21 protein-coding genes are annotated in these 24,768 nt (G+C 63.9%); 11 read left to right on the forward strand and 10 right to left on the reverse strand.

Annotated features, from left to right (window positions below; translation table 11 throughout):
* Positions 1-197 precede the first annotated feature (197 nt).
* Positions 198-782, forward strand: a complete 585-nt coding sequence (locus BMX61_RS10130) for an amino acid synthesis family protein (protein WP_075626787.1) — start codon at positions 198-200, stop codon at positions 780-782.
* The gene (locus BMX61_RS10135) at positions 779-1,387 is read left to right on the forward strand and encodes an amino acid synthesis family protein (RefSeq protein ID WP_075626786.1); all 609 of its coding nucleotides are present in this window, start codon (positions 779-781) and stop codon (positions 1,385-1,387) included. Before BMX61_RS10130 ends, BMX61_RS10135 begins: the two co-directional genes overlap by 4 nt.
* A gap of 139 nt (positions 1,388-1,526) precedes the next feature.
* Here the strand turns inward: BMX61_RS10135 and BMX61_RS10140 are convergent, their stop codons facing one another.
* From BMX61_RS10140 to BMX61_RS10155, 4 genes are all read right to left on the reverse strand, one after another.
* Entirely contained in the window at positions 1,527-2,174 is a 648-nt protein-coding gene (locus BMX61_RS10140; RefSeq protein ID WP_075627026.1) for an aspartate/glutamate racemase family protein, read from the reverse strand.
* A 220-nt stretch (positions 2,175-2,394) separates the two neighbouring features.
* Positions 2,395-3,597: an amidohydrolase family protein gene (locus tag BMX61_RS10145; protein ID WP_075626785.1), complete on the reverse strand. Its 1,203-nt coding sequence runs from the start codon at positions 3,595-3,597 to the stop codon at positions 2,395-2,397.
* Between the two features lie 247 nt (positions 3,598-3,844).
* Entirely contained in the window at positions 3,845-4,360 is a 516-nt protein-coding gene (locus tag BMX61_RS10150; protein ID WP_075627025.1) for a MarR family winged helix-turn-helix transcriptional regulator, read from the reverse strand.
* Positions 4,361-4,497: 137 nt separating this feature from the next.
* Positions 4,498-5,139, reverse strand: a complete 642-nt coding sequence (locus BMX61_RS10155) for a cysteine hydrolase family protein (protein WP_075626784.1) — start codon at positions 5,137-5,139, stop codon at positions 4,498-4,500.
* A 271-nt stretch (positions 5,140-5,410) separates the two neighbouring features.
* Between BMX61_RS10155 and BMX61_RS10160 the strand changes: the two genes are divergently transcribed.
* The 8 genes from BMX61_RS10160 to BMX61_RS10195 all read left to right on the forward strand — a co-directional run bounded on the left by BMX61_RS10160 (position 5,411) and on the right by BMX61_RS10195 (position 14,250).
* Positions 5,411-6,781 carry an ABC transporter substrate-binding protein gene (locus BMX61_RS10160; RefSeq protein WP_075626783.1) on the forward strand — a complete coding sequence of 457 codons (1,371 nt, stop codon included), beginning with the start codon at positions 5,411-5,413 and terminating at the stop codon, positions 6,779-6,781.
* Between the two features lie 250 nt (positions 6,782-7,031).
* Complete coding sequence (locus BMX61_RS10165) at positions 7,032-7,955, forward strand: sugar phosphate isomerase/epimerase family protein (RefSeq protein ID WP_075626782.1); 924 nt, start codon at positions 7,032-7,034, stop codon at positions 7,953-7,955.
* An 11-nt stretch (positions 7,956-7,966) separates the two neighbouring features.
* Positions 7,967-8,872 (forward strand): carbohydrate ABC transporter permease, encoded by a 906-nt coding sequence (locus BMX61_RS10170; RefSeq protein WP_075626781.1) that lies wholly within the window; start codon positions 7,967-7,969, stop codon positions 8,870-8,872.
* The gene (locus BMX61_RS10175; protein ID WP_075626780.1) at positions 8,869-9,777 is read left to right on the forward strand and encodes a carbohydrate ABC transporter permease; all 909 of its coding nucleotides are present in this window, start codon (positions 8,869-8,871) and stop codon (positions 9,775-9,777) included. The genes BMX61_RS10170 and BMX61_RS10175 overlap by 4 nt, the downstream gene beginning before the upstream one ends.
* Before the next feature lie 37 nt (positions 9,778-9,814).
* Entirely contained in the window at positions 9,815-10,936 is a 1,122-nt protein-coding gene (locus BMX61_RS10180) for a Gfo/Idh/MocA family protein (protein WP_075626779.1), read from the forward strand.
* Positions 10,933-11,778, forward strand: coding sequence for an NAD-dependent epimerase/dehydratase family protein (locus BMX61_RS10185; protein ID WP_075626778.1), 846 nt, complete (start codon positions 10,933-10,935; stop codon positions 11,776-11,778). The genes BMX61_RS10180 and BMX61_RS10185 overlap by 4 nt, the downstream gene beginning before the upstream one ends.
* 37 nt (positions 11,779-11,815) lie before the next feature.
* Positions 11,816-12,622, forward strand: a complete 807-nt coding sequence (locus tag BMX61_RS10190) for an SDR family NAD(P)-dependent oxidoreductase (protein ID WP_075626777.1) — start codon at positions 11,816-11,818, stop codon at positions 12,620-12,622.
* 167 nt (positions 12,623-12,789) lie between these two features.
* Complete coding sequence (locus BMX61_RS10195) at positions 12,790-14,250, forward strand: FAD/NAD(P)-binding protein (protein ID WP_075626776.1); 1,461 nt, start codon at positions 12,790-12,792, stop codon at positions 14,248-14,250.
* A gap of 491 nt (positions 14,251-14,741) precedes the next feature.
* Here BMX61_RS10195 and ssuD read toward each other — a convergent pair whose 3' ends face one another.
* Together ssuD and BMX61_RS10205 are read right to left on the reverse strand one after the other, a co-directional pair.
* Positions 14,742-15,908 (reverse strand): FMNH2-dependent alkanesulfonate monooxygenase, encoded by a 1,167-nt coding sequence (ssuD, locus tag BMX61_RS10200; RefSeq protein ID WP_075626775.1) that lies wholly within the window; start codon positions 15,906-15,908, stop codon positions 14,742-14,744.
* A gap of 42 nt (positions 15,909-15,950) precedes the next feature.
* Positions 15,951-16,913, reverse strand: coding sequence for an aliphatic sulfonate ABC transporter substrate-binding protein (locus tag BMX61_RS10205; protein ID WP_075626774.1), 963 nt, complete (start codon positions 16,911-16,913; stop codon positions 15,951-15,953).
* A 735-nt stretch (positions 16,914-17,648) separates the two neighbouring features.
* Between BMX61_RS10205 and BMX61_RS10210 the strand changes: the two genes are divergently transcribed.
* A complete protein-coding gene (locus BMX61_RS10210; RefSeq protein ID WP_407703761.1) occupies positions 17,649-19,418 on the forward strand; it encodes a methyl-accepting chemotaxis protein in 1,770 nt (589 codons plus the stop codon).
* A gap of 226 nt (positions 19,419-19,644) precedes the next feature.
* Here the strand turns inward: BMX61_RS10210 and BMX61_RS10215 are convergent, their stop codons facing one another.
* From BMX61_RS10215 to BMX61_RS10230, 4 genes are read right to left on the reverse strand one after another with little or no spacing between them, the layout of a single operon-like run.
* On the reverse strand, positions 19,645-20,742 hold the full coding sequence (locus tag BMX61_RS10215; protein ID WP_407703762.1) for an ABC transporter ATP-binding protein: 1,098 nt from the start codon (positions 20,740-20,742) through the stop codon (positions 19,645-19,647).
* A gap of 5 nt (positions 20,743-20,747) precedes the next feature.
* Positions 20,748-22,715 carry a glycoside hydrolase family 127 protein gene (locus BMX61_RS10220; RefSeq protein WP_234794644.1) on the reverse strand — a complete coding sequence of 656 codons (1,968 nt, stop codon included), beginning with the start codon at positions 22,713-22,715 and terminating at the stop codon, positions 20,748-20,750.
* An 11-nt stretch (positions 22,716-22,726) separates the two neighbouring features.
* Positions 22,727-23,632: a carbohydrate ABC transporter permease gene (locus tag BMX61_RS10225; protein ID WP_075627022.1), complete on the reverse strand. Its 906-nt coding sequence runs from the start codon at positions 23,630-23,632 to the stop codon at positions 22,727-22,729.
* 14 nt (positions 23,633-23,646) lie between these two features.
* Positions 23,647-24,588 carry a carbohydrate ABC transporter permease gene (locus BMX61_RS10230; protein WP_075626772.1) on the reverse strand — a complete coding sequence of 314 codons (942 nt, stop codon included), beginning with the start codon at positions 24,586-24,588 and terminating at the stop codon, positions 23,647-23,649.
* Positions 24,589-24,768 lie beyond the last annotated feature (180 nt).

The following is a 24,768-nucleotide window of genomic DNA, read 5'->3' on the forward strand; positions in this document are numbered from 1 at the left end:
TCATATGAAGTTTGGTTTGAGCACGACGCCTTGTCAATCCCTCTCGGCGCGCTTTTCTCAGGTCGTTTTCCTGTGCAACTGCGTAAAACAGGTGCAATATGCGGAATAATTCCTCGTTTCATGCCGCAGCGCCACAAGCGCTTGACAAATTCCTGAGAGCGTAGATTGTTGCTACTCTAACAATTATGGAGAGAAGAATGCGCGAGCCCATCGTGCGCAAGTTCGTCACCGTCGTCGACGAGATCTTTCACGAGGGCGGCCCTCCGTCCCCCACGCCCTTAAAGCGCGGCGCGGTGCTGGCCGTGATCGAAAATCCCTTTGCCGGCGCCTATGTCGAAGAAATCGCGCCCTTCATGGATGCCCTGCGGCCGCTGGGGCTGAAAATGGCGAAGCGCCTTGTCGATGCGCTGGGCGGCGATCCCGCCGTGATCGAAGGCTATGGCAAGGGCGCCATCGTCGGCACCGGCGGCGAACTCGAACATGCCGCGCTCTGGCACAATCCGGGCGGCTATGCGATGCGCGAGCTTCTCGGCGGCGCCAAGGCGATCGTGCCCTCGACCAAGAAGGTCGGCGGACCAGGCACCCGGCTCGACGTGCCAATCACCCACATCAACGCCTCCTATGTGCGCAGCCATTTCGACGCGGTCGAAATCGGCATTGCCGATGCGCCGCGCGCCAATGAGATCGTTCTGGCGCTGACCATGAGCACGGGACCGCGCATCCATGCCCGCGTCGGCGGCCTGAAGGCGAATGAGATCAAGGGTGAGGACGGCTTGCGATGACAGAGGAGGATAGAGGCGCCGCGCCTGCCGGCCTGCGCCGGATCTTGACCGTTGTCGAGGAAACGCTGATCGAAGGCGGACAGGTGCTGGCCAAGCCGACGCGCCGTGCCGCCTCCGTGGCGGTGATCGCCAACCCCTTCTCCGGCATATACGAGGAAGATCTGGCGCCTCTGATGGAAACGGGCAAGGCCTTGGGCCGGCTCCTTCCCGAACGTGCCGTGGCGGCACTCGAGATGGAGGGTTGCGCCATCGAGAGCTTCGGCAAAGCGGCCCTGGTGGGTGAGGATGGCGAGCTGGAACATGCCGCCGCCCTTCTCCATCCGGACCTTGGCGCACCCTTTCGCGATGTGCTGGGCGGCGGGGCAGCTCTGATCCCGTCTTCCAAAAAGCGCGGCGCACCCGGTGCACCCTTTGACATTCCGCTCGGCCACAAGGACGCGGCGCGCGTCCGCAGCCATTTCGACGGGATGGAGGTGCGTGTGCCGGACGGTCCACGCGCAGATGAGATCGCCGTCGCCATCGCCGTGACCGATTCCGGCCGTCCCCTGCCCCGCGTCGGCGGACTGACCAAGGACCGGATCATCGGCAAGAACGGCGTGATCTGATTGGATCGCGGTAAAGCGCGTGCGGCAAGCAATGCCGCTTGCCTTGATCTCGCAGCCTTGCCGGCCTTCGACCTGCGCGACGGCGGAAGCGTCTTCAACGCCCTGCTGACGACATGCGCCAGCCTGCCATGTCTCGAAATCAATGTGGCCGCAGCTGGCGCACCGCCTCCGCCAAGGCAGCGGACGGGCTGGTGAGCGGGCGCTGGCGATTGTCCAGCAGGCTGGCGGCGCCGGCCATGGAGGCCTGGACGAGCGCCACGCGGACGGCGCCGTCCGACGCTGTGTCCTGCACGGCTTCGGCAATGCGCCTGAAATAGCCCATCATGTCGCCTGCGCGAAAAAGCTCCCAGATGCCGGGCACCAGCCGCATCTCGAAGGATGCGCCGCGCCGCTCGGCAATTTCGGAAAAGAGCGCTGAGGTCGGCGCCAGCGTCGTTGCACTCGCACAAAGCGCGATCACATGCCGGCCTTCGACCAGCGCCTGCTCAGCCAATGCACGGTCCGCCCTGATCACCGGCACGTTTACCACCTCCCGCACGGCCTCGGCGGCCAGCCCCAGAGTGGAACAGGTCAGGACCACCGCATCCGCTTCTTCGGCCAGATCGAGGAGCAGGGAAACCGTCGCGCGTTTGACATCGTCCGCCACCACGCGCGCGCGCTCGACAGCGGCCAGCAGGTCGGCGCGCACCACATGATGCAGGCTTGCGGCCGCCAGGCCCAGATCCTCGGCCGCCGCCTCGAACACCGCGACATTGCTCTGCGCCGTGTGCAGACAAGCAATCTTCACATCCGACCTCCACCGCACGCTTGAAAGCATCGGACCCAAAAGCGACACACGAATGTCGGGCAGATCCGAGGCAAACCAACACTGGAGCCAGCGCCGATTTTCGACACGAAGCTCCAGACTCAAGCGATTTAAGGAGATCGCCGAAGGCAGGTCAATGGCTTTTACCGGAGGTAAAAAGCCTTTGTCTTCAATTGGAAAGCCAAGCCTATCGAAGAAGCGCTCAAGCCGGCAGGCTCTCCGGCACGCGGATCGAAGGCGGCGTGTTGCGGCTGCGTCCGATGCGCGGCACGCCATCGGTCAGGATCATGCCGATGCCGGGCATGTTGCCGAGCGTGATGCTGTGGAGCAGATCCTCGCCCGCTCCCCCCATGGCCTGATCGATGAAGACCAGATCGGCGGCAAGGCCCGGGGCGATACGGCCGCGATCCTCAAGCCCACGCAGCCGGGCGACATTGCCCGTGGCGAAACAGAAGGCCTCGGCGGGCGCGACGTCCCCCAGCGAGGCGAGCATGGTGACGAGACGCAGCATGCCGAGCGGCTGCACGCCGGAGCCGGCCGGCCCATCCGTGCCCAGCACCAGCCTGTCGAGCGCGCCCACCTGGCGCACAGTGTCGAGCACGAACAGCCCGGCGCGCAGATTGCCGTTATGGACGATTTCCAGCCCGCGCTTGCTTTCTTCGCAGATCAACCGCAGTTCCGCCTCCGGCAGCGCAGTCGGCCCGCCATTCATATGGGCTGCAACATCGGCATCGACCTCCAGCACCACCTCGGCGCCGATGCGGGCCGAGCCGGGAATGGAATGGCCGCCGGTATGGGTCATCGAGGTCATGCCGTAGCGGCGCGCCCAGTCGATCATCTTTCGCCCGGTCGGCCCATCCTTGACCGTGCCAAGGCCGACTTCGCCGACCAGCGTCACGCCGGCCTCGGCAAGCTCGGCAAAGTCCTTTTCCTCCAGCCCATGCTCCAGGATCAACGCGCCGGCCAGGACCTTCATGCCGGTAGGCGAGAAGGCGGAGAAGGCCCGCTGTGCCGTGATCGCCAGTGCCTTCACGCCGATGACATCGCGCGGGCGGCCCGGCAGATGCACCTCCCCGGCCGAAACCAGCGTGGTCACGCCGCCATGATAGGTGGAATCGATCCAGCCGAGCTGATTCTGGCGCGGCGTCCAATCGCCCATGACAGGATGGGCATGATTGTCGATCATCCCGGGCATGATCCCCGAGCCCTTGGCATCGATGAGCTGGGTCACGCCGCTCGATCCCAGATCGCTTTCCCGCCCTACCGCGAGGATCCTGCCTTCTTCGATCAGGATCGCATCCGCATCCAGCAGAGGCTGGGCCAGATCACCGGAGAGAACGGGGCCGAGATTGCGGATCAGCAGGCGGGAGGGCGCAGGCGCAGGGGAAGACGTGGCATCTGACATGGCATTGGTCCTTGAGGTCATCAGGACGCATCTGCCCTATCGCTGACGATGGGCATGAGGCGTCGACGCTTGTTTTGCTGCAAACCGCAGCCGGAGACGATCAGGGTTTCGGCGTTGGCATGTCCTCCGCAGGGGCGCCGATGGCCATGCGGATAAAAGCGCGCCGACGCTGCTCTACGAAAGCCGGTGAAGGAGGCACCGCGACAGCCCAGGAGGCGCCGGAATCGAGCCGACACTTGGACATGTTCTAGCCCGCGGTCTCAGCATCGCCGATGCGCTTCAGGAGGTCCAGCAGCGTGGCCTGTTCACCCGGAGACAGGGGCGAAAGCAGGCGGCGCGCGACTTCCATGCTCAGGTCCAGCAGCGGCAGGATGTAATGCACACCGGCATTGGTGAGCGTGATCATGGTCATGCGTTGGTCGGTGTCGGAACGCTTGCGCGCTATCAGTCCGCGTTTCATCAGCGCCTTCACCACCAGGCTGATGGTCGAAGGGTCCATCTGCGTGATGCGGCCCAGATGGTTTTGCGACAGCTCGCCATGCTTCAGCAACGTTGCCAGAGCCGCATGCTGCGTGGGCGTCAGATCGTCACCCGGCATGACCTCCTGGAAGCAGGCGGTGGCGCGCTGGTGAGCGCGACGCAGGAGATGGGCCGGGTGATGATCCAGCGCATAGCCGGTGCGGGCATGAAAGGCGAGAATTTCCTCGCGACCCAGCGCCGGTGCCTCTTCCACCGGGTTCGTCGCATCTGACACGTCATCCATTTTGACAGGACGTGCCTTGCTCACCCGTGTTGTCTCGATCTCATCGAAAGTACTCAAATCCGGTTCCGTCCTGCCGGCATCGGCCTCTGCCATCCCGGCGCATCACTGTTCACTCGTCAAGCCTAGCCAATGCCCGTTCAGGCCGCAATAAGATTGGAAATCGTCTCGCCCTGGTTGAAGGCCGCAACCACGCTCTTGGTATCGCTGACCACGCCGAAATGGGTGGCAATATCGTAGAGCGAACTTTCCTGCTCCCGCGGGCCAGTCGCCGCGCAAGCATCGGCCGGCACCACCACCTCATATCCAATGAAGAAGGCGTCGTGCACGGTGGAGCGAACGCAGATATTGGTGACCACGCCGAAGACCACGAGCTGATCGACCTTCATGTCCTTCAGCGTCAGGTCGAGATCGGTCTGGAAAAAGGCGGAATAGCGTCGCTTGGTCACATGGATGTCGTCGGGACGGGCGCCCAGATCCTCGATGATCTCGGTCGCCCAGGTATTTTCCAATCCATGCTCGGTGCGCTTGGCCCATTCGCGTTCGTGGCGCATGTTCGGCCGGTGGGCGTCGTGAATCCAGATGACGGGCACGCCGGCCGCCCGTGCGGCCTCGACGATGGCACGTTGCGGACCGACCAGCGCCTCATAGCCCGGCAGCACCATCCTGCCGCCCGGCTTGCAGAACTCGTTGATCATATCGACCACGATCACGGCGCAGCGTGTCGGATCAAGCGTCACCTGCTGCTCGTTCACATGAGCGGAAAACACATCCAGCGACATGGCGACCCCTTTGTCAGTCGGCTCAAAGCCATCTGATTTCGTTGATGATCAAACAAGCAACCGAATGTCTGACCTGTCAAGGGCTTTCCCAGGCCGTCGGTTAAATTTACCGGATAAGCTGCAATTTTGAGCAGTAAGCCCCGATATTTGGCGTGAAAACTTTCCAATCCACCGGCTTGACAGGTGCCGGAACTTGATCCTTACTCGTATGACCATCAACGATATGGTCACGGCGCACGACGCCGGTCGCAAGCAATAAGAGGGGTTTTCCATGCCTGTTTTCGTGCCTGCATCCCGATTGCCATCCAAACCACGCCGTTGTTCCGTTTCCAGCCTTCTGGCGCTGGCGCTCGGCCTGTCCGTCGCCTTGCCGCTGTCTGTGCCGGGCGCCGCCCAGGCGGAAGGTGTCACGCTGAAGGTTTTCGGCGGCTCGTCGCTCGACGTCCTCGCTCCGCGCGAAAAGCCGGAAGTTCAGACCAAGATCCGCGAGCAGATCGTTTCCGGCTTCCTCAAGGCTCATCCCGATGTGTCCGCCGTCGAATGGGATGCGCAGGGACCGCAATCCGGTTCGCTTCAGCGGATGATGACCGCAAAGCTTTCCGGCCAGGAGATGGATCTCGTCGCCTGCTCGGCCTTCTGGGTCAATGGCGCCTATGTGCGCCGCGGCCTGCTGCGCCCGATCACCGAGGAGGTGAAGCCGTTCGCCGCCAATGTCGATCCGGCGAGCTTCGGCGCCTTCACCATCAACGGCAAGATCTATGGCGTGCCGATCAGCTCGCTGTCGACCTCGACGCTGTTTTACAATGTCGAGCTGTTCAAGAAGCTCGGCATTCCCACGCCGCCTTCCTATGACGACCTGAAAGCAGCCTTGCCGAAGCTGAAGGAGGCCGGTGTCATCCCGCTCCTGCATCAGGGCGCCAATGCCGTGATGTGGCCGATGTGGTACTTCGAAACCGTCTCGCAATCCTCGGGCGATCCGGTCGGCCTCACGCAGAAGCAGCTCGACGGCAAGGAACCCTTCGATGACGCCGCAAGCGTGGAGGCCTTTCGCCTGATCAAGCAATGGGTGGATGACGGCATCCTGTCCAAGGATTCGCTCTCCGTCGACATGGAAGGCATGCGCGCCGCCTTCGCCAGCGGCAAGAGCGCCATGTATTATGGCGGCACCTGGGAGGTGCCTTCGCTGAAAGAGAATGTGAAGGATTTCACTTGGGGCGTTTTCCCCTTCCCGAAGATGCCCGGCACGCCGGGTGCACCCAAGCATGGCGGCGGCGCCGACAACGGCATGTGCCTTTCGGCCAACATCCCGGAGGAAAAGGTCAAGCCGGCGCTCGATTTCATCGCCTATCTGACCAAGCCCGAGATCGCCAAGATCTACCTCGACGCCGACAAGCCGATCGCCACCTCGATCAAGGGCGTGGATGGGGTCGATGAGCCCTATGCGAAGGATCTGCGCGCCAACACCTTCCCCGACACGGTGAAGTTCCTCGACTGGATCTGGCCAAGCGAGGTGACGACGGCGGTGGCTTCGGGCATTGCCGGTGTCGTCGGTGGCACCACCACGCCGGAGGAGGCCGCCAAAAGCGTTCAGGCTGCGTTCAAGACGCTGGTCGATGACGGCAACTGGCCGCCCAAGGACTGAGCGCTCCTGCATGACATCGGTCCATCGGAACGCATGAATCCGGCTTAGGATCGATGTCGTCGCGCAGAGGCAGGGTGGCACTCGGTCGCCCTGCCAGCCTTCCTCCAGTTTGCCGTATCCGCCGGCGCGGGCCTCTCGCCACGCCGTCCATACGGCCCGTCCGCCGGCGAGCCCTCCCGCGTCGGCGGACGCCTTTCCCTTCAGGCACCATACCCAAGCGATGACCTGCCATCGCTCTCGAGGAACGACCATGACCCGCTCCGCTCGCCAGAAATTCTCGATCGGCTATCATCTCAACAGCTGGGACCTGACCGGCCAGCCGCTGCGCCCGGCGCTGGATTTTCTGGCCCGTAAGGGCTTCTCCTGGTTCGAGATCCTCGCCTTCACCAGCCTGTCCGATCAGTTCGCGCGCAAATATATGCAGCTCGGCGATCTGCCGCCGCCGGGTGTGACCACCGACACGGATATTCTCAAGCGCTATGCGCTGTTGTCCGAAGCCCAGAGCGATCTCGGCATTCGCCTCTCCTCGCTCTATGTCAACGCGACCTTCGTCAACCCGGTGCTGTGGGAGCATGAGCGCGCCTGCCTCATCTCGCTGGCGCGCATCCTCAAGGGCTTTGGCGCACCTGTGCTGGTGCTGGGCGGTGGGCCCTCCGAGGCGTCGGGCAATCAGCACAGGCCTGACGATTACAAAGCCTTCTGCCGGGCCCTCGAAGATATCGGCCGGCGCACCGCCGATCTCGGCATCGCCACCGTCTACCATCCGCATCTCGACACGTTCATCGAGCGGCGAGAGCAGCTCGACCGGATGATGGACGAACTCGACACGCGCCACGCCGGGCTCTGCATCGACCCCGCCCATCTGGCCCAGACCCATTCCGACCCGGTCGACGCGCTGAGGACCTATGTCTCGGCCGTGCGCTACATGCATCTGAAAGACACGAAAGTCGATGACAGCCTTGTCGGGCCGGAGCGCTATGCCGCCTTCTGCGAGCTGGGCGCCGGCGTGGTCGATCTTCCCGGCCTCGTCGACGTGCTCATCGACGCGGACTATGACGGGCTCGCCATCGTCGAACTCGACGCTTCGCAGAAGACGGCCGAACAAAGCGCCGAGGAGAGCATCGCCTATCTTACCGGCACGCTCGGCCTGACGCTGAACCCGGCCCAGGCCTGAGGGAGGCGAAGATGGCCCAGCGGCGCCAACTTGCGGCACGGCTCGACCGCGATGGCACCGTCGCAACACTGATGCTCGCGCCGGCGGCCGTGCTCTTCGGCCTCTTCTTCCTGTGGCCGTTCTTTCGCGGCCTGTGGCTAAGTCTGACGCGCTGGGACGGATTTTCCGCCCCCGTCTTCGTCGGCGCGGCCAATTACCTCAAACTGGCTCAGGACAGGCTGTTTCTCGGGGCGCTGGAAAACAACCTGATCTTCGTCGTCCTCATCCTGATCTTCAAGAATGCGCTGGGCCTCGGACTCGCCATCCTGCTCGACCGCGCCGTCTTCCTGCGCGGACCGATCCGGGCCGCCGTGTTCATCCCGGTCACCCTGTCTTTCGCGGCCACGGGCCTGCTCTGGTCGTGGATCTATAATCCCGTCTTCGGCCTGTTGAATGCCGCGCTCGATCTCGTCGGTCTCTCGGCGCTGAAACTTTCCTGGCTGGGCGATGCCGATGTCGCACTCTATTCCATCGTCGCCGTCGACATCTGGAAATGGCTCGGCTTCCACGCCGTCATCTATCTGGCGGGCCTGCAGACCATTCCACACGAACTCTACGAGGCCGCGCGCATCGATGGCGCCGGGCCGCTGCATCGCTTCCGCCATATCACTTTGCCGCTGATGATGCCGGTGGTGCTGATCAACGTGATCCTCGGCCTCTCCGGCGCCTTCGTGCGCAATTTCGATATCGTCCAGGTGCTGACCCAGGGCGGCCCCAACCATGCGACCGAGGTGGTGATGACGCTGATGGTCAAGACCGCCTTTCAGGATGGCAATATGGGCTATGCCAGCGCCATGGGCTATGCGCTGTTCCTGATCGTCGGTCTCGCCTGCATCGGCCTGCTTGCCCTCATGCGCCGCGCAAAGGTGGCCCTATGAGCAGAACGCAGCCCCTGAGCCTGACGGCACCAGCGCATCAAGCCTATGCGCACCGCCCCTGGTGGCGCCAGACCATTGCCGGACGCTCGATGAAGGAGCTGGCGCTGGTCTATGGCCTCCTGGCGCTCGTGCTGATCGAAACGCTCTATCCGCTGGTGTGGGTACTGTTCGGCTCGCTGAAAACCAAGGAGGAGGTGATCGCCAATGTCTGGGGTCCGCCATCGAGCTTCGTCTGGCAGAACTACGCCGAGGCATGGCGGGTCTCGGGCATGGGCGCCAGGGTGGTCAACAGCCTGGTGATCACCGGCAGCGCGCTCGCGCTCCTGATCCTCGCGGCCACGCCGGCGGCCTATGCCCTGTCGCGGCTCGTCTTTCGCGGGCGCGGCCTGCTGCTCGGCCTCGTCGTCTCGGCCATGCTGGTGCCGCCGCAGGTCATGGCCATTCCCCTGTTCATGACGGCGCGCGATCTCGGCCTGGTCAACAGCCGCATTGGCGTGGCGCTGATCCATGCCGCCGCGAACCTGCCGCTATCGATCTTCATCCTGCGCTCGTTCTTCCTGTCCCTGCCCATGGAGCTGGAGGATGCCGCCCGGATCGATGGCGCAAGCCGGCTGCAGATCCTCATCAAGGTGATGCTGCCGCTGATCCGCCCCGGTCTGGCCTTGGTCGCCATCTTCGGCTTCATCGAAATCTGGAACGATTTCTTCCTCGCCTTCCTCATGCTGCGCGACCCCGCGCTGCAGACCATTCCGCTCGGGCTCGTCGCCTTCTTCCAGCAATATGGCGCGATGTGGAACCTCTATTTCGCCGCGCTCGCCATCACCACCCTGCCCGTCATCCTCATCTTCATCCTGATGCAGCGGCACTTCATCGCCGGGCTGACCGCAGGCGCGGTCAAGGCCTGACGCCGGCCGATCAGTCAACAAGGGAGCCTCGACCACCATGAACCCTACCGTCGCGCGCAAAGCTCTGGGTGTTGGTGTTATCGGCTGCGGCGAAATCGCCCAGCTCATGCATCTGCCCATCCTGCATGAATTGCCGGGACTGCGCATTGCCGCGCTCTGCGATCTCTCCGACACGGTTCTGTCGGGCTTGAGCGCACATTATGGCGTTGCCGCCTGTTACAAGGATTATCGCGACCTTCTCGCCGATCCCGCCGTCGACGCGGTGGTGATCTGCACTTTCGACCATGGGCCGGTGGTCAAGGCGGCGATCGAGGCAGGCAAGCATTTCATCGTCGAAAAGCCGCTCGCCTTCACGGCGGAGCAGGCCAGGCCCCTGGTCGCAGCGGCTGCGGCGAAGGGTCTGGTGGCGCTGGTCGGCTATATGAAACTCTACGATCCCGGCTACCGCTTGGGGCTGGAGCAGCTTGAGGCCATCGGCCGGCCGAAGATGATCCATGTGCATGACTTCGCCGGCCGCTTCGACCGCTATCAGAGCCTCTATACCCAGCTACGTGGCACCGACATCGATCCTACCGTGTTGAAGGCAGGACAGGCGGCAGCGGCCGCCGAGATCGCCGCGGCGCTCGGACCGGACCATGCCGGCTATGGCGATCTCTACATGACGCTTCTGATGCTCGGCAGCCACGATCTCGCCGTGCTGCGCGGTGCCTTTGGCGTCGCCGAGCGGGTCGACTACGCGCAGGCCGTCGGCCCCTATCACATCCTGGCCGTGCTCGGCTTTCCCGATGGCGTGCCGGCCCTTCTGGAAGTGGCCTTTGGCGCGCAGTATGAATGGTGGGACGAGTGGATGCGCGTGGATGGCGAGGCGAGCCAGATGCTGATCGAATTCCAGAACCCCTATGTGCGCAACGCCGCTGCCACCATCAGGCTGAAGCAGGCGGCGAAAGCGGATGGCAGCGAGGGCGCGAGCGAGCGTGTGCTGCCCGGCACCCCGGACACCGCCTTCCGCCGGCAATGGCAGCACTTCCTCGCCTGTATCGAAGGCAAGGCGGCGCCGATCACACCGCTTCAGGGCGGCCTTGACGATCTCGAACTGGCCGAACGCATCATCAAGGCGCTGCCGGCGAAGATGGCCGCGCGCGACGAGGCGGCGGCATGAGCCGCATTCTCGTCACCGGATCGAGCGGGCTTCTCGGCCGGCATGTGGCCGCAGCGCTTTGCGCGGCCGGCCATGCCGTGACCGGCATGGACCTCGCGCCGCCGCCGGCAGGCGCCGGCTGGACACATGTGATGGCCGAGGCCGGCGATCTCGCCGCCATGGTCGAGCTGGCGAAGGGCCAGGACGCGCTTGTCCACATCGCCGCCGTGCCGCGCCCGACGGGACGGGCGGCAGCCGATGTGTTCCGCATCAACATGGCCGCCATGTATGCGGCGACGGAGGCCGCACGACTGATGGGTGTTTCCCGCTTCGTCTATGCCTCTTCGTTCAGCGTGCTCGGCTATCCCTTTTTCGAACAGCCGGTGACGCCCCCCTATCTGCCTGTCGACGAGGGCCATCCGGCTGCGGCGCAGGATGTCTATGCGACCACGAAATGGCTGGGCGAGGAGATGGTCGAGGCCATGGTGCGCCGGCGCGCCTTTGACGCTGTCAGCCTGCGCATGCCCTGGATCCAGACGCCGGAAAGCTTTCAGACCTCAATCGGCCCGCGCCGGCTGCAGGCCGAGGCCGCGCGCGATCTCTGGGCCTATCTCGATGCGCGCGATGCGGCGGCCGCCTTCCTGGCGGCGGTAGAGCAGCCAGTAACAGGGCATCTGCGCCTGTTCCTCAGCGCCGCCGACAGCTACATGGAGAGACCGAGCGCGGCGCTGATCGCTGAAGCCTATCCGGGCGTGCCGCTCAAGGCTCCATTGGATGGCAACGCCGCACTGATCGACACCAGCGCCGCGCGCAAAACCCTCGGCTTCGTGCCGCGCCATTCCTGGCGGGATTATCCCGCCTGATCGGCAGCCGCGTCAAAGACAAGCAGGAGTAAAGACCATGCGATTTACGGACAAGGTGGTGCTGGTCACCGGAGCGGCGGGCGCGATCGGATCGGCGGCTGTCCGACGCTTCGTCCAGGAAGGGGCGCAAGTCGCCCTTGCCGATCTCGACGGCGCAAGAGCCGAGGCGCTGGCGCGGGAGATCGGTCATGGCGCGGCAGCTTTTGCCGTCGATGTCGCCGATGCCGCGCAAGCCGCGCATATGGTGGAAGCCGTGCAAGAGCACTTCGGCCGGATTGACGTGCTCTTCAACAATGCCGGGATCTCCGGCACCGTGGCGCCGGTGCATGAACTGGCGATCGAGGACTGGCAAAAGATCATCGGCATCAATCTCAACGGCATCTTCTATGTGCTGCAGGCGACGCTGAAGGCGATGATCGAAAGCAAGGTTCAAGGCGCCATCGTCAATATGGGCTCCTCCATGGCAGGGTGGGACGTTCTCTCAGGCGGCGTTGGCTATGCCGCTTCCAAGCATGGCGTGGTCGGCATCACCCGCATCGCTGCGCTGGATGCGGCCCCTTACGGCATTCGGGTCAACGCCATCTGCCCCGGCGTGATCGAAACCCGGCTCGGCGTGCCCTCGCAGGACGAGGCAGCCTATGAAGCCGGCATTCGCCGCTTTGCCGACCGCATTCCGCTGCGCCGCATCGGCCAGCCGGAGGATGTGGCCGCCGCCGTCGCCTTTCTCGCCTCCGACGATGCTCGTCACGTCACCGGCGTGGACTGGCTGATCGATGGCGGCCAGACCCTGCAGAGCTGGGCGAATGCGCCAGATGCAGGGCAGTTTCCACGGCACGTGCCCTGAGGATTGCGATTCCAACTCGCTTGTCTTGCACGATGGACAAAGCGCAATTTCTCTATATGTTTTATGGAGAATGCGGGCGGATCGCGACGACCTGACGAGATTTCGCCCTTCTGCGGCCGGCGACAGCATCTGCTGCTGCCAGGCCTCGAAGCCATGGAGGACGCGCAATGCTTGGTATCACCGAAGCCTCGCCCAGCCAGATCCCACGGCCCCGCCGCCCAGTCACGCGCCGCGTGGTCATCATCGGCGGCGGATTTACAGGCGCAGCGCTGGCACGGCGTCTTGCGCTGTCAGGCGCAGAGCTGGAGATCACCGTCTTCGAACCACGCGCCCGTCTCGGCGCCGGCCTGGCCTATGACACGCAGGATCCCGCTCTCCGGCTGAACGTGGCGGCAGCCCGCATGCGCGCTTTGCCGGACGATCCCCAAGCCTTTGCGCGCTTCCTTCAGGAGACAGGCCGGCTGGCCTGCGATCCGGAAGCCGTGGCCGGCGAGGCGATCTATGCCCGAAGGGCCGATTTCGGTGATTTCATGCAGGCGCAGATGGCCCCTCTCCTGGCCTACGGCGCGGTGGAGCACCGGCGCGAAGCGGTCATCTCCGTGAGCCGCGAGCACGGCGGATATGCCGTGGCGGGAGACCGTGGCAGCCGCCTGCATGCCGATATCCTCGTCATCGCCACCTCGCATCCCGCACCGCGATGTCCGGAGCCGGTCGCCTCGGCGCTCTCCGGCACGCCGCGCCTGATGACCGACCCCTTCGACACGCGCCAGCTCGCCCGCATTGCCGCAACCGATCCGGTCATCGTCCTCGGCGCAGGGCTGACGGCGCTCGACCTCGTCGCCTCCCTGAGGGCACGCGGCCATCAGGGGCTGATCACGCTGCTTTCGCGCTCAAACGCGCTGCCGCAGCCACATGCAACCGCCCATTCAGCGTCGCCTTCGGCTTGCGAGGTGCTGGGCCAACCGCTGACCGCACGGCGGCTGTTGACACGCGTGCGCGCGGCGGTGGCCGCAGCCGAAGCACAGGGGCTTGCTTGGCAAAGCGTCTTCGACAGCCTGCGCCAGCAGGGCCAGGCGATATGGTCGGCCCTGCCCCATGCCGAACGCCAGCGCTTCCTTCGGCATCTGCGCCGTCGTTTCGAGACCCACCGCTATCGCATGCCACCGCAAATCGCCGCACAGCTGCAAGAGGACAAGACCGCCGGCCGGTTGCAAAGGCTGGGCGGTCGGATTGTCGATGCGCGCGGCGATGCCAAGGGCCTGTCTCTCACCGTCAGCACGCGAGGCGGCGAAGAGCGGAGGCTCAAGGCACAGTGGCTGCTGGTCGCCACCGGCCCCGATCATGCGGATGTCATTGCCCGTCATGGCTATCTGCAGGATCTGGCGGCGCAAGGCCTGATCCGCCGCGACAGTCATGGCCTCGGCTTGGCCTGTGACGGCGCCAGCCGGGCAATCTGCGCCCACGGCGCACCCGTGGATACGCTGTTCGTCGCCGGCCCGCTCGCGCGCGGCACCTTCGGCGAGCTGACCGGCGTACCCGAAATCGCCGCCCAGGTGGACGCCATCGCCCACACGCTGCTGGGCAATGCGATCCGTCAGATCGAGGCCCAGGCATTCGCGCTGAGCTGAGGCCGCGCTTCAGGCACGGGCCTCATGAGCGGCCGTTGGAGACTTTGGCAGCCGGCATCCGATGACCGGTACCGACTGACGGTGACACCTGACATCCGGTTTTGCCGACTTGTCTTTCGAGGCCACTGGGCGAAAACCCCGGCCGCCAGAACCGACCGCAATATCCAAGGTCCGCAGCGTCGCACGACACGCTGAAGCCTGCTGGTTGCAGCCGTTTACCGTGACCGGAGACCTGTGCCGATCAAGCAGAGCCTAGCCGGGAGCAGCCTCGTCACCTCCACACCCTATCAAGACAGCAGAGCGGAAAGCAAAAGAGACCCGTAGTCGTCCCGGAAGCCGCGCCTCTGCTTCGTCCTGAAGCCCGGTACACAGCGAAACGGCGCACATAAGCATCTCGTTCACCGCAGGCCAAAAGCCCAATCGAGTGACAGCTACTGACGCGGCGACATCGCGCCGCGCGGTCTGACTGCCACTCAACAGCCGAGCATTCGTCAGGAGCCGGCGACCACACGCAGATTGCCACCATGGCCGCCGCCGCCGAAGACCTGATGCTCGCCGAAAGAGGAGCGGATCTGGTTGCGCGGGCCGCCGAGGCCGATTTCCGGAAATAGCAGTTCGGACACGCGATAGGCCTCTTCCAGATGCGGATAGCCCGAAGCGATCACGGTCTCGATGCCGAGATCCTGATATTCCTTCAGCCGTGCGGCCACCGTCTTGGGCGAACCGACCAGGGCTGTGCCGGCGCCCGAGCGCACCAGGCCGATGCCGGCCCAAAGATTGGGCGCCACTTCCAGCTTGTCGCGCCGGCCGCCATGCAGCGCCTGCATGCGCGCCTGACCGACTGAGTCGGAATTTTTCAGGAAGCCTTCCTGTGCCTTGGCAATCGTCTCGTCGGAAAGCTTGGAGATCAGCCGGTCGGCAGCCTCCCAGGCTTCGTCATCCGTTTCGCGCACGATGAAATGCAGGCGGATGCCGAAGCTGACCTCGCGGCCGCGCTTGGCGGCGGAAGCGCGCACCTGGGCGATCTTTTCGCCCACCTGCGCTGGCGTCTCGCCCCAGGTCAGATATTTCTCGACATGGGCGCCGGCAAAATCGATGGCGGAATCGGACGAGCCGCCGAAATAGAGCGGCGGACGCGGCGCCTGCACCGGCGGGAAGCCGAGTTGCGCATTGTGCGCCTTGATGTAGCGCCCATCGAGATTGGCATGGCCTTCGGCCAGCAGCTGGTTGAACACCTGAAAGAATTCTTCCGCGTGATCATAGCGCTCGTCATGCGGCAGGAAGATGCCGTCGCCGCCAAGTTCCTGGGCGCTGCCGCCGACCACGATGTTGAGCAGCAGACGGCCGTTGGAGACCCGGTCGAGGCTGGAGGCGAGGCGGGCATAATAGGCCGGCGAGGCGACACCGGGACGTATGGCGACGAGGAATTTGAGCTTCTCGGTAAAGGCCGAGAGATAGGTGGCGAGAATGAAGGACTCCTCGCAGGCAACACCGGTCGGGATCAGCACGCCGGAATAGCCAAGACGGTCCACCGCCTGCGCAATCTCGCGAAAATAAGCGGGATCTGACGGCCGGCTCAGCTCATCCGAGCCGAGATAGGCGCCATCACCCGAGGAGGGAATGAACCAGAGAAAATCGAGCGGCTTCGTCGCGGTCATTGCAAATGTCCTTGTCCATGTCTTTATCGGGAACAGCGCGTCTCAGCTCGCCTTCGGGCGCCAGACGATGTCGGCCACCTTCAGCTTGCGCGGCAGGATGCGCTGTTCGTAGAATTCGTCGGCCAGAGCTTGCTGATTGGCCAAGGCCTCGTCTGGCACGATCGACACCTTGCCGAGATCGGCGCCGGGCCGCGTCAGCGCGGTGCGGGTGATCGCCTCGGAAACGCCTGTGAGTTGCGCCAGCGCCGGGACCGTCTTGTCGAGATCGGCCTGCGCGGCCGCGCCGGTCTTGGCCAACTCGTCCAGCACGTCGAGGATCACCTGGGGATGGTCGCGCACGAAATCCGTCTGGCCGAAATAATAGCTCCAGCTCTCGATAATGCCCTCGCCCGTGATCAGCACGCGCGTGTTCGGATCGGCTTCAGCCACGGCGAAATAGGGATCCCAGATCGCCCAGGCGTCGATATTGCCTGTCTTGAAAGCAGCGCCCGCATCGGCGGGCGAAAGATCGGCAGGCTTGACGTCGTTCACCGTCAGCCCGCCCTTGCGCAGGGCCTTCACCACGAAATTGTGGGCGCTCGAGCCGCGCTTGAAGGCGAGGCGCTGACCCTTGAGATCGGCCAGGCTCTTGATCGGCCCATCCTTGTGAACGAGGATGGCAGAGCCCGAAGGCGCACCCCTATAGGTGCCGACATAGCGCAAATTGGCGCCGGCGGCCTGCGCGAAAAGTGGTGGCACATCACCGGTCGGCCCGAAATCCAACGCGCCGGCGCCCAGCGCCTCCAGAAGCGGCGGCCCCGAGCTGAACTCGGCCCAGGTGATGGTGAAGCCCAGCGGCGCCAGACGCTTTTCCAGCACGCCGGTGTTCTTCGCCAATGCGAGCACACCGTTCTTCTGCCAGCCGATGCGGAAGGTGCCGCCCGACGTCGCCGAGGCAATCTTCGGCATGGCGAGCGCCGCCGTGCTGGCACCCAGAAGCGAAAGCGTCTGCCTGCGTGATATCATTCCGGGCTCCCGTTTCCCGCAGCCAGCCCTTCGGCACCGACTGCTACTCGCCGATGCTCCAATGATAATAAGCTCTATAAATTAACTGAGGAAATTTGTTCCAAACTTCCGCCTTGGAGGGAATGATTGCCGCGCGGGAGCCGGTCGGCGGGCAATGCCGATCCACAACCGTGCGAAAACCATACGGGGATGCGATGGCGATATCCGCTCGTCAGGTGACCCCATCACGCGCAGGAACGACCAAGTATCATCATACAGTCATACAGCGCTTAGCGCCTTCTTATACAGAAGGACCTTCCCTGGGAAACAGCTGCGTCCATAGGTGACTAGATCAAAACGCCTTAGCAACACAAAATGAAACGCGCTACGTGCATGAATGACCAATCTGCGCATGCAGGTTGACAATAAAGATCGCATGCAACGTCGTCATCCGCCTTTAATGTCGTTGCATTACATAAAGATACGTTAGATCTGCAGAAAATCGGCAGCGAGACCCCCGCGAAAAGCCTGTCAATTCAGGCAAATTTAACGGCATCCGCTTACGCTTAAAGGCGGATGGTGTCAGGCAGCAAGGGCGGGGTTGCTGGAGGACAAATCTGGCAAATGCTTTGCGGCGCGTATCCCATCGGCCTTGAAACCGATGCCGGTAACGCGCTCGGATGATCTATGGAGGCCACCTTGCTCAACATCTTTTCTTCCGGCGCCGAACAGGTGCTGTCGGCGCTCGATCTGTCCATGGCCATTATCGAATTCGATATGGACGGCAAGATTCTCAAGGCCAACAAGAACTTCTGTGAGCTGATGGGCTACACGCCCGAGGAGATCGTCGGAAAGCATCACCGCATCTTCGTCGATTCTGCCTACGCTGCATCCAACGATTATGCCGCCTTCTGGGCAAAGCTGCGCCGGGGCGATTTCGAATGCGATGAATTCAAGCGGCTCGGCAAGGGCGGCCGCGAAATCTACATTCGCGGCAACTACAATCCGATCAAGAACTCCAGCGGCAAGGTGCTGAAGATCGTCAAGTTCGCCAATGACATCACGCAGACCAAGATGAACGCGATCGACAGCCGCGCCAAGGTCGATGCAATCGGCCGTGCGCAAGCAACGATCGAATTTTCCACGGATGGAAAGATCCTCACGGCCAACCAGAATTTTCTGGACGTGATGGGCTATGCCCGCGACGAGGTGGTCGGCGGGATGCACCGCATGTTCCTCGAACCCGCCTATGCCGCCTCGCCCGAATATGGCCAGTTCTGGGCGCGGCTGATGGCCGGGGAATTCGTCGTCGGCGAGTTCAAGCGGCTTGGCAAGGGCGGACGCACGGTCTTCATCCAGGCATCCTACACACCGGTCTTCGATCCTGACGGCAAGATCATCAAGGTGGTGAAATTCGCCACCGACATCACCGCGCGCGTCGCCAATGTCGAGGCGTTCAGCGCCAGCCTGCACGAGCTTGCCGCCGGCGATCTCGATCAGCGGATCGACAGCCCCTTCATTCCTGCGCTGGAAAAGCTGCGCACGGACTTCAACCTCGCCTCAGACAGACTTAAGAGCGCGATGCTGACGGTCGCCAACAATGCCCGGGCGATTTCGTCGAATTCGAACGAGATCCGCCAGTCGGCCGACGACCTTGCCCGGCGCACGGAGCAGCAGGCGGCGTCGGTGGAGGAAACCGCCGCCGCGCTCGAAGAGATCACCACGACCGTGGCCGATTCCAGCCGCAGGGCCGAGGGTGCGGGCGCCCTCGTCACCCGCACCAAGGCCCATGCGCAGCGCTCCGGCGAGACCGTGCGCGAGGCCATCGGCGCGATGGACCAGATCGAAAGCTCGTCGCGCGAGATCTCCAATATCATCGGCGTGATCGACGAGATCGCCTTCCAGACCAATCTTCTGGCGCTGAACGCCGGGGTGGAAGCGGCGCGAGCGGGCGAAGCCGGCAAGGGCTTTGCCGTCGTTGCCCAGGAGGTGCGTGAGCTTGCTCAGCGCTCGGCAACGGCCGCCAAGGAGATCAAGGCGCTGATCTCTGCCTCCAGCACTCATGTCGCCAATGGTGTCGCGCTTGTCAGCAAGGCAGGCGGGGCGCTGGAAGAGATCGCCGGCTCGGTCAACGAAATCCATGCCGATGTCGATGCCATCGTCAAGGCGATGCGGGAGCAGACCCTGGCGCTCGGCAACATCAACCAGGCGGTCAACATGGTCGATCAGGGCACGCAAAAGAATGCGGCCATGGTCGAGCAGCAGACAGCCGCCAGCCATAGCCTGGCCGGCGAAGCGGAAGGGCTCTTCGCGCTTCTGGCGCAATTCCGCCTGGGCGCGCAGAGCGATGTCGGGAGCCATGCACCGGCAGCACAGCTTCGCCCGGCGCACCGTCCAGCCGCCGCGCCTGCCCGCTTTGCCGCCAAGCCAACACCCGTGCGCAAGGCCGCAGCCCCCATGCCCCGCCGGAGCGCCGCCAGCGCCGCCGCAGTGGCAGTGGCCGATGATAACTGGGAAGAGTTCTGAGAAGGAGACTTGGCAGCCCCACCGGGTGTATTCTCGGGCGGGGTTGCCTCCGAGTTAGATTCGGTCTCGGCCCATGCCGAGATCGCCTGACGCCTGACGGAGTCAGGCGCTGATTGAGACTCCATGCAAGACCGCGCTCGACGCATCGGACTGGAGGCGCACGACGCCCTCGCATCGGTCAAGTGCCTCCAGAAGGTCCGATCTCGGCAGGTCGAGTGTTGCGAGGTTAGCGCAACCTCCTGCCTTGGCTGTCGAACAAGCGCGCCTCGCCCACATCCCAGGCCAGTTGAACCAGGGTGCCGGCCGCAATCGCGCCCGGGGCGCGATGCTCAGCGGTGATCGCCTGGCCATCCGACAGCGTACAGTACAGATATTGCGTTCCGCCGAGATATTCCGAGAAATCCACCTGTGCCGGCAGTCCGTTCTCGCCGGCTCCGGCCACGCGCAGATGTTCCGGGCGAATGCCAAGCGTCACGGTCTCGCCTTGAGGCGCCGAGACCGGCGCAGGCAGCGTCTGCCCGGCCACACGCACATGTCCCTCCTCCTCCATAGCCCCGGATAGCATGTTCATCCGCGGTGAGCCGATGAAGCCGGCAACGAAGAGATTGTCGGGATCCTGATAGATCTCGCGCGGGCTGCCCACCTGCTCGATCCGCCCGTCGCGCAATACGACGATCCGGTCGGCCAGCGTCATCGCCTCGGTCTGGTCGTGGGTGACATAGATCATCGTATTGCCAAGCTCGCGATGCAGCCGGGCGATCTCGATGCGCATGGAGACGCGCAGCTCGGCATCGAGATTGGACAGCGGCTCGTCGAATAGGAAGACATCGGGCTTGCGCACGATCGCCCGGCCAATGGCCACGCGCTGGCGCTGGCCGCCGGAGAGCTGGCCGGGCCGCCGGTCGAGCAGATGCTCGATCTTCAGGATCCCCGCCGCCGAGGCCACGCGCGCGGCGATCTCCTCGGCCGGCGTGCGCGCCATCTTCAGCCCGAAGGCCAGATTGTCGCGCACGGTCATATGCGGGTAGAGCGCATAGGACTGGAAGACCATGGCGATGCCACGCTCGGAAGGGTCGAGATCGGTGACCTCGCGCCCCTTGATGGCGATCAGCCCGTCCGTCACCTCCTCAAGCCCGGCGATCATGCGCAGCAGAGTCGACTTTCCACAACCCGACGGGCCGACGAAGACGACGAAGGAGCCTTCGGGGATGGTGAGGTCGATCCCGTGGATGACCTCGACCGCACCGAAGCTCTTGCGGACATCGACGAGCTCGACGCTGGTGGCCGTCACGTCACTGCCAGAGTGGATCATCTCGCGTGCCATCATGTTCATGCGCCGCTCCCTGTCTTGGTCTGGCGCCCGTCAGGCCGGCGCATCCAGACGAGCATTTCGCCCGGCGCGCGATTGTCCCAGAGCGCATAGGGAACGAAGCGCGCCTTGGCCGGCTGGGTCTGGGGCGGCGCTTCGCGATAGAGCGTCGATCCCCAATCGGCCCGATCCTGTTCGGCGTCGAGGTCCAGCGCCACGGCATTCTTCAGCCCCTCGACCGACGCCTCGCGCGCGGCCTGCGGATCGCCCGTCACCGTCAGCCGGTTCAACCCCGTGCCATTGTCGACCTCTTCGGCGCAATAGACCAGTGGCCCACGCATTAGCGCAGCGCGGCCGGCATCCTGGCGCACCAGCGGGTTGGCATGCAGGAAGCGCGGATTGAGCGGCAGGTCGAGACGCATTTGGTCGCCCGCCGACCAGATCCGCTCGATGCGGGCGTAACCATCGACCGTCACGGCCGCGAGATCGACGGGCTCGGCGCCAACCGTCAGCTTTGCACCCTTGGCCCAACCGGGAATGCGCAGCGAGATGGCGAAGGATTGTGGCGTCTCCAGTCCGCCCAGCGTCAGCGCAATCGCGCCGTCCCAGGGATAGCGGGTCTGCTGAGCGAGCGTGACCACCGTGCCGGCGATTTCGAAACGGGCCTGGCTTTCGCCATAGAGATGCACCGCGATCTCGTCATCGGCCACCGCATACATGTAGGAGCCGATCGACGCCACGAGACGGGCGATGTTGGGCGGGCAGCAGGGGCAATGGTGCCACACCCAGCGGTGATGCTTGCCGGCACTTTCCAGCGGGTTTTCATAGAAGAAGGTCTTGCCATCGAGCGACAGGCCGGAGAGCGCGCCATTGTAGAGCGCCTGCTCCATGATGTCGGCATAGTCGCGGTTCGGCCCGCGGCCCAGCATGCGGTTGGCCCAGAAGACCAAGCCGACGGAGGCGCAGGTCTCCGCATAGGCGCTTTCGTTCGGCAGGTCGTAGGGCTCGGTAAAGCCTTCGTTCGATGCCGCCGGGCCGATGCCGCCGGTGATGTACATCTGGCGGGTGACGAGATCGCTCCAGAGCGTCTCCAGCGCCTTCGTCAGGCTGTCGTCGCCATATTCGGCAGCAATGTCGGCCATGCCGGAATAGAGATACATAGCCCTGACGGCATGGCCCACCACATGCGTCTGCTCGCGCACCGGCTTGTGCGACTGGCTGTATTCATAGGTCTTCTGGATGAAGTTTTTCGGATCGCGGCCGTCACGGATGGCTTCCTGGGTGAAATAATGCGGCTCGGTGCCGCGCTCGTCGATGAAGAACTTGGAGAGATCGAGATATTTGCGCTCGCCGGTGACGCGGGCGAGCTTGACCAGAGCGAGCTCGATTTCCTCATGGCCGCAATAGCCCGGGATCTGCCCTTCGCCATGGCCGAACATTGTGATCATATAGTCGGCGAAGCGGCACATGATATCGAGCAGCTTGCGCTTGCCGGTCGCCTGATAATAGGCCACCGCCCCTTCCATCAGATGGCCGGCGCAATAAAGCTCGTGAAAATCGCGCAGGTTCGACCAGCGCTTTTCCGGCTGGATGCGCTGGAACCAGGCATTCACATAGCCGTCCTCGTCCTGCAGCTTTTCATAGAGATCGATGATCGCATCCACACGGGCTTCGAGTTTTGGATTAGGCTTGCGGTAGAGCGAATAGGCGACGGTCTCGATCGACTTGCCGAGATCGCTGTCCCAGAACATCTGGGTCGAGCCGGACCATGGCTGCAGCGGAATGACGATGCCGGGGCTCGGCTTGGTGACGTCGATGGCGTCGAGCATGCCGGCCTCGACGCAGCGGTCGAGCAGCGTCTCGGCCGTGGTGGCGCAGACGGCATCCTGACGCTCCCCAAACAGGCCGCCGAGCGTGACGCTGGGCACCGGCAAGGGCCGGAAGGTCCGAGTGCGGGTCTGGGCTGATGGCATGGCGGTCGTGTCCATGGAATATCCTTTCATTTCACCGCGCCGGCCATCAGGCCGCGCATGTAATAGCGTTGCAGAAGCAGGAAGACGAAGAGGCAGGGGACAGTCATGACCACGACGCCCGCCTGCACCGCGCCCCAGTTGATGGCGCCGAGGCGGCCGGCGCGTACCGCCATCATCAGGACGGGCAGCGTGTAATGCTCATTGCTGGACAGGAGCACGAGCGCGGCCAGGAACTCGTTCCAGGCGTTGAGGAAAGCGAAGATCGCCACCGTCGCCGCGCCAGGCAGGACCAGCGGCAGGAGCACGCGCACGAGCAGCCGCAGATCGCGCGCGCCATCGATACGGGCCGCCTCCTCGATCTCCTTGGGCACGGCATCGAAGGCATTGCGCATCATGAAGACGGAAAAGGGCAACTGCAGCGTCACATAGACCAGCGTGAGGCCAAACAGCGAATTGTTGAGGCCGAGCTTCGCCAGGATGATGAAGAGCGGCGTCAGGATCGACTGGAACGGGATCATCAGCGTGGCGATGATCAGCACGAACAGCGTGTTCTTGAAGGGGAAGCGATAGCGCGAGAAGCCATAGCCGGCGAGCAGGCTGACCACGACGGTCAGCACCACGGTTGAAAGCGAGACCAGGGCCGAATTGACCGTATGCTGCCAGATGCCGGCGCCGAATGTGTCGAGCGTGCGGTAGCTGTCGACGCTGAAGCCGGCGCGCGGCCAGGGCGGCAGCGGCGCGGTCTGCCCCTCGGTGGCGTTGCGGAAAGAAGAGAGCCCGGCAATGACGAAGGGCGCAATGAAGAAGAGCACGATCGCCGCGCCGGCCGTGTGATAGGCAATCGCCCCAGTGCGCGCCCGCGCCGCGCGGCGAAGCTTGGCCGCGGCCTTTTCCGCCGAGCGGTCGGCAGGGCGGACGGGACGATGCGTCATGGTTTCGGTGATGGTCATGGCCGGTCCTCGCCGATTTTTAGAAGCTTCAGCTGGCCGATGCTGATGACCACGAGAATGGCCAGCAGCACGATGGAGAGCGCTGCGCCGTAGCCGAGGTTGAAGGACACGAAAGACTGGTTGAAGATGTAATAGACCACCGAGATCATCCGGTTCTGCGGGCCGCCGCTGGTCATGATGTAGAACTGGTCGAAGGCGAGGATCGAGCCGGTGATCGATACGATCAAAGCAAGCGCGATGGTGCGCCGCATCAAGGGCAAAGTCAGATGACGGAAACGCTGGAAGCGGCGGGCGCCGTCGATGCGCGCAGCCTCGTCGAGTTCGGCCGGGATGGCCTGCAGGCCCGTGAGCAGGATGATCATCGTGAAACCCGCGATCTTCCAGACCACCATCACGACGATGACGAGAAAGGCCGTGTCGAACGTGGCCAGGAAATTGGGGCTGCGCTCCACCAGGCCGAGCATCTTCAGGAAGGGGCCGAAGAAGCCGCTCTCGACGTGGGAAAGCCAAGCCCAAAGCAGCGAGGCCGTCGCAAGGCCAACAACCACCGGCAGGAAGATGATCGTGCGATAGAATCCGACGAAACGGCGCTGCTTTTCGACGAACAGCGCCAGCGGAAAGGCGACGGCAAAGATCGCGATGGTGACCACCAGCGTGTAGAAGGCGGTGAAATTGAGCGCTTGGAGAAAGCGGGCGTCGCTGAGGAGCCGCGTGTAATTCTTCAGCCCGATCCATTTGTGCACGCCCATCAGCGGCCAGTTGTGCAGGCTCATCCAGACGGTCAGACACACGGGCAGGATGAAGAAGATCAGCACCAGCAGCATGGCCGGCGCGATATAAGCGAGGCCACGCCAGCCTGTCGTCGCGCGCCGGCGGCGGCGGGTGTTACGGCGCGCGGGCGCAGCCGCAAGCGGAATGGGCGAAACGACAGAGGTCATCGCGAACTCCCGTTGAAAGAAGAATAGCCGGCTTATCGATCTGCGTAAGACGAGAGAAACGCGCTTCGAAACCGGCTTTGCCATTGCCGGCGGGCCAAGCGACCGAATGCACGGGCCAGCCCGTCGATTTGAGAAACCGGCCGTTGCCCAGACCGGTATCCTTCGGAATGAAGGAGGAGG

Source organism: Xaviernesmea oryzae, assembly GCF_900109605.1.
Taxonomy (GTDB): Bacteria; Pseudomonadota; Alphaproteobacteria; order Rhizobiales; family Rhizobiaceae; genus Xaviernesmea; species Xaviernesmea oryzae.